7 protein-coding genes are annotated in these 11,085 nt (G+C 65.5%); 5 read left to right on the forward strand and 2 right to left on the reverse strand.

What is annotated here, in order from left to right; translation table 11 throughout:
• Positions 1–620 precede the first annotated feature (620 nt).
• Genes ACI3EY_RS12935 through ACI3EY_RS12955 form a run of 5 tightly spaced genes read left to right on the forward strand, consistent with a single transcriptional unit; the run spans position 621 to position 7,304 of the window.
• Positions 621–1,325, forward strand: coding sequence for an ABC transporter permease (locus tag ACI3EY_RS12935; RefSeq protein ID WP_405040638.1), 705 nt, complete (start codon positions 621–623; stop codon positions 1,323–1,325).
• Positions 1,312–2,205, forward strand: a complete 894-nt coding sequence (locus ACI3EY_RS12940) for an ABC transporter ATP-binding protein (protein WP_405040639.1) — start codon at positions 1,312–1,314, stop codon at positions 2,203–2,205. The genes ACI3EY_RS12935 and ACI3EY_RS12940 overlap by 14 nt, the downstream gene beginning before the upstream one ends.
• Positions 2,202–3,353, forward strand: coding sequence for a non-hydrolyzing UDP-N-acetylglucosamine 2-epimerase (wecB, locus tag ACI3EY_RS12945; RefSeq protein ID WP_405040640.1), 1,152 nt, complete (start codon positions 2,202–2,204; stop codon positions 3,351–3,353). The genes ACI3EY_RS12940 and wecB overlap by 4 nt, the downstream gene beginning before the upstream one ends.
• A gap of 5 nt (positions 3,354–3,358) precedes the next feature.
• Positions 3,359–6,229, forward strand: a complete 2,871-nt coding sequence (locus ACI3EY_RS12950) for a DUF6270 domain-containing protein (protein ID WP_405040641.1) — start codon at positions 3,359–3,361, stop codon at positions 6,227–6,229.
• 13 nt (positions 6,230–6,242) lie between these two features.
• Positions 6,243–7,304, forward strand: coding sequence for a hypothetical protein (locus ACI3EY_RS12955; RefSeq protein ID WP_405040642.1), 1,062 nt, complete (start codon positions 6,243–6,245; stop codon positions 7,302–7,304).
• Between the two features lie 90 nt (positions 7,305–7,394).
• Here ACI3EY_RS12955 and ACI3EY_RS12960 read toward each other — a convergent pair whose 3' ends face one another.
• Both ACI3EY_RS12960 and ACI3EY_RS12965 read right to left on the reverse strand, forming a co-directional pair.
• On the reverse strand, positions 7,395–8,579 hold the full coding sequence (locus tag ACI3EY_RS12960) for a hypothetical protein (protein ID WP_405040643.1): 1,185 nt from the start codon (positions 8,577–8,579) through the stop codon (positions 7,395–7,397).
• An 898-nt stretch (positions 8,580–9,477) separates the two neighbouring features.
• Positions 9,478–11,067: a hypothetical protein gene (locus ACI3EY_RS12965; protein WP_405040644.1), complete on the reverse strand. Its 1,590-nt coding sequence runs from the start codon at positions 11,065–11,067 to the stop codon at positions 9,478–9,480.
• Positions 11,068–11,085: the final 18 nt, after the last annotated feature.

The raw sequence follows: 11,085 nt of genomic DNA on the forward strand, positions 1-11,085 counted from the left end.
AGACTCGAGCTCTGCGACCTGTTGGCGGATGTCACCGAGCTCCTCCAAAGGTCGCGCCCTCGCCTCGCCCAGTTCCACCATTCCCACACGGAGAGGCTCGGTCCTCGCCCGAGCCTCGTCTGCCCTGTGCTGAACGTTGGAGATGCGGGTAGAGAGGGCGTTGAAGCGTTCTCGCTGCCACGCCACGAGGCGAAGGGCCAGGGAAGCACCGAGCACACCCGTCACGCCGACCAGACCCGCAGCCCCTGCAGCCCAGGGCCATGCCCCGGTTGCGAGGGCCAACACAAACATCGCCAGCGCGGCCGCCGCACAGATGGCCAACGACGCGGACAACAGGGACCAGCGGGCTGCGGGACGACTCAAGGTGCGACCTTCCTGGGTTGCTCGCTACCGGGCCGCTCCAGACTATCCAGCGCAGGGTCCGGTTCGGCGTGTGCGTGTCTATCAGCGATGATGGGCCTGTGAGTGTCACGTCACCGCAGGAGCCACGTTCGGAGACTCCAGAACTCCGGCCAGTGGGGGGGCGTCCCGACCTTAGTACCTACCTCGGGCAGCTGTGGGCCCGACGTCACTTCATCTACGCCGACTCACGCACCAAAGCATTTTCGGGTCACCGCGACATGCTCCTCGGAAATGTCTGGCTGATCGGCGTACCCCTGCTCCAGGGTCTCGTCTACTTCATCATCTTCGGGCTCATCCTTCAGACCACGAGGGGTATCGAGAATTTTCCTGGCTTCCTCATCGTAGGGATCTTCTTGTTCCGTTTTACTGCTGCCTGCCTCAACCAAGGGGTGGGCGTCATGGCGGCGAGTCGAGGACTCACCTCGGCGTTCTCCTTCCCTCGTGCGGCCATCCCCATCTCCGTGGTGGTGCGCCAGACACTCTCGATGGCGCCGGTCCTGGCGACCATGGTGGTCCTCCTGCTCGTCATCCCGCCGGGCACGCAGGTCACGCCCACCTGGCTGCTCTTCCCCGTGGTCTTCGCGCTGCAGGTGTCGTTCAACGCCGGGGTCGTCTTCTACATGGCGCGACTGGGCGCAGCCGTCCCAGACTTCAAGCACGTGATGAACTTCCTGGCGCGGTTCTGGTTCTACTCCTCCGGGGTCTTCTTCTCCATCGAGAGATTCGTGAGCGAGGGCATCTGGCTGGCGATCTTCCAGGGCAACCCCATGTACCTCGTCCTGGACATGTCCCGGGACCTGCTCCTCTACGACACCGTCCCGGAGACGGGGTCGTGGTTGATCCTGTCGGTCTGGGCCGTCATCACGCCCGTCATGGGCTTCTGGTACTTCTGGCAGGGTGAGGAGAGCTATGGCCACCTCTGACGCCCCGCACCCTACCGTTGTGGTGGACCGAGTCAGCCGCAAGTTCGAGGTGGCGGCCGACCTTCCGCGCGTGAGGGTGGGCAGCAGCCGGTTGCGTCGCCTTGTCTCTTCGGCTCGTCCGCGCTCGAAGATGACCGTGCATGCGCTGCGCAACGTGTCCTTCGTGGCGCACTCCGGGGAAGCCATCGGCATCGTCGGGACGAACGGCTCTGGCAAGAGCACGCTGCTGGGGCTCATCGCCGGTCTTGACATGCCGAGTCGCGGAGAAGTCGTCGCGACATCACAGCCCATGCTGTTGGGCGTGGGCGCTGCGCTGCAGCAGGACCTGCCGGGCATCACCAACACCAGGCTCGGGTTGTTGGCCCTGGGTTTCACGCCTGACCGGGTGGAGCTGACCATCCCCAGGGTCCTGGAGATCGCCGGCATCGGAGATGCGATCTACCGCCCGATCCGCACCTACTCCTCCGGCATGTCGTCCCGCCTCCGGTTCGCGATCGCGGCCGCGGCGGAGCCAGAGATACTCCTGCTGGACGAGATCCTATCCACCGGCGACGCGGCCTCGGTGCAACGCGCCGAGGAGCGGATGGCCGAGGTCCGTGAGCGCGCGGGCACCGTCTTCCTGGTGTCACACGCCGCGAAGACGATCCAGGAGACCTGTACTCGTGCCCTGTGGCTGCACAACGGCACCCTGGTCCAAGACGGCCCAGCGGAGGAGACGGCCGAGGCCTATCGATGGTGGGCCTGGAATGTCGCCAAGGGTGAGACCCAGATCGCGGATAGCCTGATGGAGAAGGCTCTCGACTCGCGACGTGGCGTGTCCGAGGCTGAGCAGGAAGTCGAAAGTCTGCGACCCCATACCCAGGAGAGCAAGCACCCATGAGTTCGACCGCGCGCGTCATGACCGTCTACGGGACCCGCCCCGAAGCCATCAAGGTGGCCCCCGTCATCCGTGCGCTCGAGAACAACCCGCGTCTCGAGTCCATCACCGTGGTCACCGGCCAGCATCGCGAGATGCTCGACCAGGTGAACGAGATCTTCGGGATCGTCCCGGACCATGACCTGAACGTCTTTGCACACGGCCAAGGACTGAACGCGCTCATGTCCAAGGTGTTCGAACGACTGGACCCGGTCCTCGAGCAGGAGAGGCCAGATGCACTGATCGTTCAAGGAGACACCTCCACCGTCGCGGCCGCCTCGATCGCCGCGTTCTACCGGCAGATTCCGGTGGTCCACGTGGAGGCGGGTCTGCGCAGCGGCAACATCCACTCGCCCTTCCCTGAGGAAGCAAACCGCAAGCTCACCTCCCAGGTCAGTGCGCTGCATCTCGCACCGACCCCCACCTCGAAGCAGAACCTGCTCCGCGAAGCCATCGATGAGTCCACCGTGGTCGTCACCGGGAACACCGTGATCGACGCGCTGTTGCACACCGTCGAGCAGGGTCTGCCGATCAGCGAACCCAGACTGTCCGAGCTCGTCGCAGGCCAAGAGCGACTTCTGCTGGTGACCAGCCACCGTCGCGAGAACTGGGGTGGGGCGATGGAGGGTGTCGGGCGCGCCTTGCGTCGTCTGGCCCTAGAGTTCCCCGACGTCACGACCGTGCTGCCCGTCCACCGCAATCCCATCGTCAGGGAGGCGGTCCTGCCCCACCTCGAGGGGCTCGGCAACGTCATCGTCACCGAGCCGCTCGGCTACGGCGAGTTCACGCGAGTGATGGCGGCATCCACCGTCGTGCTGACGGACTCGGGCGGCGTCCAGGAGGAGGCCCCCTCGCTCGGCAAGCCCGTCCTGGTGATGCGCGAGAACACCGAGCGTCCCGAGGCGGTGGACGCCGGCACGGTTCGGCTGATCGGCACCGGCGAAGAGCGCATCGTCGACGAGGTGACCCGCTTGCTCACCGACGAGACCGCATACGCCGAGATGGCAAATGCGGTGAACCCCTATGGCGACGGGAGAGCAGCGGCGCGCAGCATCGCCGCCGTGGAGCACCTGCTCGTCCACGGTGAACGACTGCCCGATTTCGAAGGCTGACCCGTGTGATCCGCACCTTCATCTACGGCAGTTGCGTCTCCCGGGACACCTTCGAGAGGTTGCCCTCCCACGAGTTCGAGCTGCTGCAGTACGTAGCCCGGCAGTCCCTGGTCAGCGCTACAGCACCCCCCACCTCGCGTCCGACCCCGCATATCGAGACGTCCTCAGACTTCCAGCGCAAGATGCTGGAAGGAGACTGGCATGGTTCCTTGCTCCCCCTCCTCCGTGAGCACGCCGACTCCATCGACCTTCTGCTCTGGGACCTGTGCGACGAGCGGCTAGGCCTACGACGTCTCGAACTCGCCGCCCCACCGCGGCGGTATGCCGTGGCGACCCGCTCGGTCGACGGCATGCGGGCGGGAGTGGACGAGCAGCTCCAGAGCGCCCCCTTGATCCCCTTCGGGTCCAGGAAGCACCGGCTGCTGTTCCTGCGTTCCCTGTGGACCTTCGCTGACGAACTGCGGACGCTCGGTCTCCTGAGCAAGACCCTGATCCTGGCTCCCGCCTGGGCAACTCATACCGCTACCGGGGCGTCGACCCCTTCGTCGTTCGGTCTGACACCGATCCGGGCCAACCGTCTCTACGACGACTACTACGCGACAGTCCGATACGTGACGGGTGCCACTGTCGTGAGCTTGCCGCCTGCTCACGTCATGGCGGACGAGGACCACCCCTGGGGAGTTGCCCCGTTCCACTACACCGAGCCCGTCTACGAGCGCCTGACCGAGGAGATCCTCCGGCATTCCGCGACGCCGCCTCCAGAGCAGCCCCCGACGGTGACCACGCAGCCTGGACTCGACATCCATCGATGTCGTCCGAACGGATCCGTTCAGACGACAGGTGACGCTGCGGCTGCCTTGCTGGACGAACTATCGACGCCGGAAGCACAGTACGTCCGCACGCGAGGCGCGTCCGGCGACCCACCCGACGATGTATGGGTCCATCACCCGGACGGGCACGTCTTCGGACGAAGCGGGTGGGGCGCTTTCGAGCAGGACTTCGAGCACGAGACCTTCTACGCAGTTGTCGGGGACAATCCACGCGGAACCACGGACCACCGGGACGCAGGTTCGGTGACCTACACCTCCAGGGGCACGGACTGGCTCGTCGACCCCGGACCGCGATGCGAACCACTGAAGGAGTACCTGGCCAGCCGATCAGCGCACAACCGCCTTGAGATCCTCGACAGGCAGGAGAAGGCAGACGGGCAGGTGCGCTTCGTCCACGCCTTGTCGAGCACCGACGCTGACGTGACGCACATAGAGGACGACACCTACGACGGAGTCACCATCAGGCGTCGGGTCGTGTTCCACCGAGGCGGTGAGTTCCTGGTGGTCGTGGATGACGTCAGTTCTCGTACGCGGATCCGAGCAGCTCAACGCTGGCAGCTGGGGTCCCAGGTCCGAGCGGATCGTGAAGAGGACGGATTCACCCTGACCGGACCCCACGGCACCGCCCGGATCATCTGGGCGGGCGTCCGGCCGTTCCTCCACCTGCACCGAGGAGAGCACGACCCAGCACGAGGGTGGGTCGTCGAGGACAGCAGTGCCCGCCCTACGCCTGCATTCCAGATCTCAGCGGTGCGAGGCGGCACCGAGTTCCGGTACGTCACCGTCGTGGGTCAGGCCGACAGGGGTGTCCTCCGGGTCAAGCACAGCCACGGTTCGGCCAGCAGCAACGCTCTCGTCGTCCAGGTGGGGAACCAGGAGTACCCCATGACGATCAGTCGGGATGGCGTGGAGCTGACGTACGTGCCCCCGAGGAGCGGGGCGGCGAAACACGGACCAGACATCATCGACCGACTGTCCGGCGTAGGATCCGCACGTCCCTGGGAGGGCGCGTACACCGCGGCACAGGCAGTTCACCATGCGCGCCAGGCGGTCGTGGACGACGGTCGTCTCGAGACTCGGCGGGTCCTTGCCGGAGGACTGGCCCGGATGATCACGGAGGGCGCGGCGGCTGACGAGGACTCGGTGCGCAGTGCCCTCATCGATGTCGTGGGTACGGCGATCCGGCCTGCTGCTTGGGACCCTGCCCTTGTGCTGCCCCACCGGCTGCCTGCTCTCCCCACGAATGACAAGCCTGTCGCTGTGGCGGGGTACCCACGGCCCCTACATCTTCACGACGCGGCGGTTGATCTCCTGCGGAGTGGAGAGCTTGCCTTCGGCGCCCAGGTCAGCGGAGACCTGCTCGTCCCGTGGGTCGGGCGCGCGGGAGAGGGAGACACCCTGGTGGTCCGCCTTCACGGGGCCATCAACCGCGCGCGGACGCGGGTTCCTTTCCTTCCGGGTCTGACCTCTTCCGTGCAGGCTCCCCAACCCTTCTTGCTGATCCAGGACCCGAGTCTCGATCGTTCCAGGGCGCTGACGCTCGGGTGGTACCTGGGATCTCCTGACGTGGACGGCCGCGGCGCCGTCAGCGGCATCATCGAGGAGGTACGAGAAGCGGTCGGCGCCACCCGCGTGCTCCTGGTGGGCGGTTCCGGCGGTGGTTTCGCGGCCCTGCATCTCACCGCTCGCATCCCCCGGTCGCACGCTCTTGCCTTCAACCCGCAGACCGACCTTCGGCGCTACATACCGAGGGTCGTCGAGAGCGCCCTGTATGCCTGCCGCGGCGTCGCGCCGGATCAGCAGGGGTCTCCGGTCGACGTCAGCGTCGGTGACTACTGGTCGACTCTTCCCGGATTGTCCGTCTCCGCGCACATCATCTCCAACACCGGCGACAGCCATGATGAACGTCACGTCGCCCCCCTCGAAGAAGTAGCGCGCTCGCTACCCGGCGCGCGCGTGACGGTAGAACGTGTCGACTGGGGTCCCGGACACAAGGCTCCCAGCAATGCGCAATTCCTCAAGGCCATCAGTCAGCGGCTCGGGTAGCGAGTCGTCACCCATGACCATTGCACCCTCGCGGTCGGCCCCGGACCCGGTCGAAGGTTTCATCCGCAGTTACCTGACGGATCCGGGCCTCCCGTTCAACGCCGATCTCCGACGCGGTGCGCACACGCCCTTCGTGGTCACCGCGGCAAAGAGACGTGGACTACGAGTGGTCGAGGTCGAGGAAGGCTTCTATTTCTTCGACGGGGTGGTCTGTGTGGGCGGTATCCACCGCATGGTGCCAACGCTGTGCGGGTCTGTCGCCTCGGAGGTCGCGAAATCCAAGATCGCTACGAAGACATTGCTGTCCGAAGCTCGGGTCGCGACCCCCCCGTGGATGGTGGCCGGTCCTGACGACTACCGAGCAGCAGCTGACTTCATGCGGATGGAGGGCGGTCCCATCGTCCTGAAGCCTTCTCGTGGACGAGGCGGATCAGGTGTCATCACCGGCATCACGAACGTCACCGGCCTCAAGGAAGCCTGGAGTCGCCAACGCGCTGACCGAAACTTCCCGTTGATCGCCGAGAAGCAGGTGGCCGGCGTGGACATCCGCGCCTATGTGGTCGGAGGACGTGTCGTCGCTGCCACCACCCGCATCCAACCATTCGTGGTGGGCGACGGTGCCACCAGTCTGAAGGATCTCGTGAGATCCAAGCAGAACATCCGCGAGACGAACGGCTACCTGAGCCGTATGCCCATCGTCGCCGACCCGGCCAGGCTCCGCCGATCCGGTCTCACGATGGAGTCGATCCCTCCAGCCGACCAGGTGGTGGTCCTGAACGATGCAGCCAACATCCACCAGGGCGGCGAGAACGTCGACATCACAGATGCCCTCAATCCAAGCCTGGCCGCCCTGGCGGTGGCCGCTGCCCGAGCCATTCCCGGGATGGGCTGCGGCGGCGTCGACCTCATCGCCGATGTACCGGCCGATGATTCCAGCGCCGCCGTCCTCGAGGTCAACGCTGCGGCTAATATCTCCGTCCACCACATCCCCGCCTATGGCGAACCGGTCGAGGTAGCGGCAGCGATCGTCGAGGAGATGCTTGTCAGCGCGCGGGAAACTGAACGCCGCAACTGACGACGTTTGCGCCGTTCAGTTTCGCAGGAGCCACCGGTTCGCGGTGCTGCTGTCCCATCACCAGGGCCGTGCAGGTGAATCGGCCGCGGACTACCTGGGCAGACCCTCAAGCGTGGTCTCGAACTCCAACAGCTGCAGGTGCTCCCACGGGAAGGGCTGGTAGTTGCCGCCGCCAGGTTTGGGTGGATTCCAGCAGACGTCGTGCGGTTGGGCACCGGCGAACAGGTCGTCGTAGATCCCGGCGGGCAGGTCTGTCAGGTTCTCTGCGCAGAACGAGATATCGCCGGCGCGGTCAGCGACGAAGCACCCGAACTCCTGGAAGGCTTTGGCAATCGTCTTGCACACGGGGTGCAGATCCAACGCATCGATGTCCAGCGACGCCGGCAGACGCATCCGTTGACCCATGTGGATCGCGTGCTGCTCCGTGGACTGACCGTCCGAGCGGACGGCGGGGTGGGAGATGCCTGCGTTGGGGGTGGGGATGTCGCGGGCCGCGACACAGGGGACGGGGATCGCGCAGGTGATGGCGTGCGAGATGTAGCCCTCCTGCAGTTCCTGGGCCTTGATCAAGCCTGCTTCCTGCGCGAGACCGGCCGCGTTCGTTCCGTAGAAGAACGGGGCGCCGGCACCGTTCTGGTAGGGCTCGGCACGGCCGAGTTTCGTGGAGGCGTTCTGGATGCGCTGACCCCGGAAGACGGACCACCCTGGGTATCCAGGTGCGTTCCACCTGACCTGCCACCCTTCCCAGTACGTGTCGGTGGCTTGTTCGTAGACGACAACGAAGCCATCCGTTCCACCAGCGAGGATGACGGCGTCGGCGGGCACCTTGGCGTCGGAGAACATATCGATGAGGTGCTCCCCGAACGGGCCGCCCGGCGGGTGCCGCAGCACGAGGGGCACGGTGGCGTCGCCAGGTTCGATGACGAGGACGCTGGGGGTGTTGTTGTAGTTGTTCACCGCCCACGAGGGGTAGCCCATGGGCACCGAACCCCACGAGCTGATACCGGTCTGGATGAGAAAGTCGAGCTTCTGCGGCGACGCCGGGTCGAGCGCTGCGTCGGTGGGGAGCGGCGCGTACCACCAGTCCAGGCCGCCCTCGGCGAAGACCCGTCGCGGCAGCCCTGTCAATGAGTACGTCGACGGAAGGGGGTCGTCGGGGGAGGGCACGAGGTCGGAGAGCCTTGAACCATTAGCGTTTCCGGGGTGGTGCTCTGGCAGAACGAGGGGCGCAAAGCCGAACGCCTGCAGGAAAGTGCGTCGTTTCAGTGTGGTCATGGTGTGCTCACTTCTACCCTTCAATCGATATTGCTGGGGAGTGAGACGTCAAAGCCTGCTCGGCGAGGTGGCAAGAGCAAGACGGAGTGAAGCCCTGGGGTGGAGATGTACGCTTGCAGAACCGACATGTGCCCTGGACGGGATTCCTGGGCATGCCGACCAAACAGGTTTGACGTCTTCTCTCGAGCGGTAGCGGGACACAACCACCGTACCTGACCGGGTCCCGAGAGCCTCCATTCCCGAGACCACGCCCTCTCGACCTGCACGTTCGCGAGACGCGGAGTAGTGCCGTACGGATGGGAACCCCCGGTTCGTCGAGGGGACCGACGAGACGGCGGAACCGAGACGGGCCGTTCTCTGGGCCAGACGCAGAAGGACGCTGGGACATGACTAAGACCATCGTGTCCGTGCTCCACTCCCCCAGGCGACTGGCACTCCGAACCAGACCGCTATGGGTCATGACATCACAACTCTGCCGACGTCCAGACGCCGTCGACGCCCCCGCACGGTTCGAACTTCCCGATAAGCGGAAGGGCAAAATCACTACTCGATCAGTGAATGTATGAGGTGACTGCAATAGCAGAGGGCAACTTCGACTACCCAAAGGGACTCGGGATCAGGGCCGCCGAATCACATCTGTCCCTTCCCGGTCACGCTACGACGGCGTGATCATGGGCCGAGCGGCTCGGAACCGTGGTCGTCAAACCCAACGCCGGGCGGCCAGGGTCACGACGCAGACCAGCCAGCGTCGTCGGTGAAGGAAGTCCACCATCGCCGACCTCATGACAGCCAAGAACTTGAACGCGACCGGATCCACAAGCCGGTACTGCTGGACGACCGCGCCAGAAGCCTCCCCGCCCGCGGGTGCCCCGTCGACTCCGCCGGGCGGAGGAAACAGCTACCCGGCCACCACGTCTGCAAGCACGACGTGCTGGATGGCGGCACCGTCCCGTGAATGCTTCAGTCGGCCATCGTCGATATCTCGCCAGACTCGTTGCGCCTTCTCGACGACGTCCTCGGAAACGAGGCCGTGCGGAAGCCGGTTCAGCGCCTCCTCGTAGGTCGCTCGAAGCCGCGCCCACGGCGATACCTCCAGGCGTCGGGGCCCATAGGAGTCATGACTCAGCCCGAACACGCGACCTCTCATGGGGTTCAGCGCGAGGGGACCAGGAGCGTTCCTGATCACCTCGGCGCCTGGGCGTTTGGATTCCTTGTCGTAGGGCATCGCCGCCAGACCCGGCGCAACCTGGAACATGATGTCGTAGAGCATCTGCCCTCGGTCGAGGGCGGCGGCCCCGGAGTGCTGCGCTACGCGGTACAGGTGTCGACTCGACAACGGTTGGAGCCGGATCGTGTTCTGGGCATGGAGGCCGCTGTGGAGGCGGTCCCGGAACTCCTGGTAGTGCGCGACGGTCGGGGGAAGTCCTGGGTAGCTCCGCTCCAGGATGTCGCGGGTCTGGTCGAAGGAGTCCTTCGCCCTGTCCAACACCTGCCCGGAAGCGAAACCCCCCGCTGCTCGCTCCAGCACGGCATGCGGCGACGGGTACGGCCAGTAGGCACGGTGGCCCTCCCCGCCGTGTCCGCCGACCTTGAAATACCCTTGCGGATGGCTGCGCGCCGGCCAGTAGTGCGGTGCGTAGCTCCCCAGGGAGAAGTCGCGCCACCTCTCGTAGGGGTCGACATACACGAGCCCTGCCCCCTCCCGGTCGGGCCTCTTGTTGAAGGGCAGCCGGTAGACATCAGCGATCCGTTGAGCGCACTCGAGGTCCACGGGGAACAGGGGCGACGACCGCACCGAGAAGTCACGACTCAGGTCGATCGGGAAATACTGCCGCAACCCCAGGATCAACGACAGGGTCACCCGGGAGTCGAGGCCTCCTGAGAGCTCGGTACTCAGGTGGCCGCCACCACCGCGGAGACAGGTCCCCACTCTTCCGATCCACACGTTGAGGAATCGCGACAACGCCAGTTCATAAGGCCCCTGCCTGGCCTCGGGGTGACTTTGTGCCCCTTCCCGCTGCGTGATCCGACCTTCGCGGTCGATCACCAAGACGTTCTGGCGAGGCAGAAGAGAGATCGGGGCTGCTGCGGTCTGGAACGTCGCGAGCTGCTGCCAGAACGACGCCGTTCTCGACCACATTGCCAGCACGTGCTCGTTCGGGGTGACCGGCCATCCGCGCGACTTCGCAGCATCGACCAGCTGGACGAAGGAGTTGGAGACCGCCCACCGATCCCCCGACTGGTAGACGAAGACCTTGCAGTAGCCCTTGAAGTCCCCGGAGACCTCGAGCCGACCCTCCGTCTGTCGAACGTGCAGGTAACAGCCGTCCTCGTGAGACGCGAGAGCTCGATCGCGCGCCTGGCTCCAGTCTCGATATCCGTCCTCCCCGATGATCAGACTGGATCCCTCGAAGGCGTACCCGGTGAACACGTCGTCCCGCCACGGTTCGTCGGAGGCGAGAACGACCGGCTCGAAGTGTGCGAACACGGCGCTGCCTAGCCCATC

The sequence above is a fragment of the Serinicoccus shuyuelongi genome, from assembly GCF_045032955.1.
GTDB lineage: Bacteria > Actinomycetota > Actinomycetes > Actinomycetales > Dermatophilaceae > Ornithinicoccus.

Excerpts from the sequence above, each read along its gene's own strand:
- ACI3EY_RS12935 (WP_405040638.1), top strand. The coding sequence starts at position 621 with ATGCTCCTCGGAAATGTCTGGCTGATCGGCGTACCCCTGCTCCAGGGT.
- ACI3EY_RS12940 (WP_405040639.1), top strand. The coding sequence starts at position 1,312 with ATGGCCACCTCTGACGCCCCGCACCCTACCGTTGTGGTGGACCGAGTC.
- wecB (WP_405040640.1), top strand. The coding sequence starts at position 2,202 with ATGAGTTCGACCGCGCGCGTCATGACCGTCTACGGGACCCGCCCCGAA.
- ACI3EY_RS12955 (WP_405040642.1), top strand. The coding sequence starts at position 6,243 with ATGACCATTGCACCCTCGCGGTCGGCCCCGGACCCGGTCGAAGGTTTC.
- ACI3EY_RS12960 (WP_405040643.1), bottom strand. The coding sequence starts at position 8,579 with ATGACCACACTGAAACGACGCACTTTCCTGCAGGCGTTCGGCTTTGCG.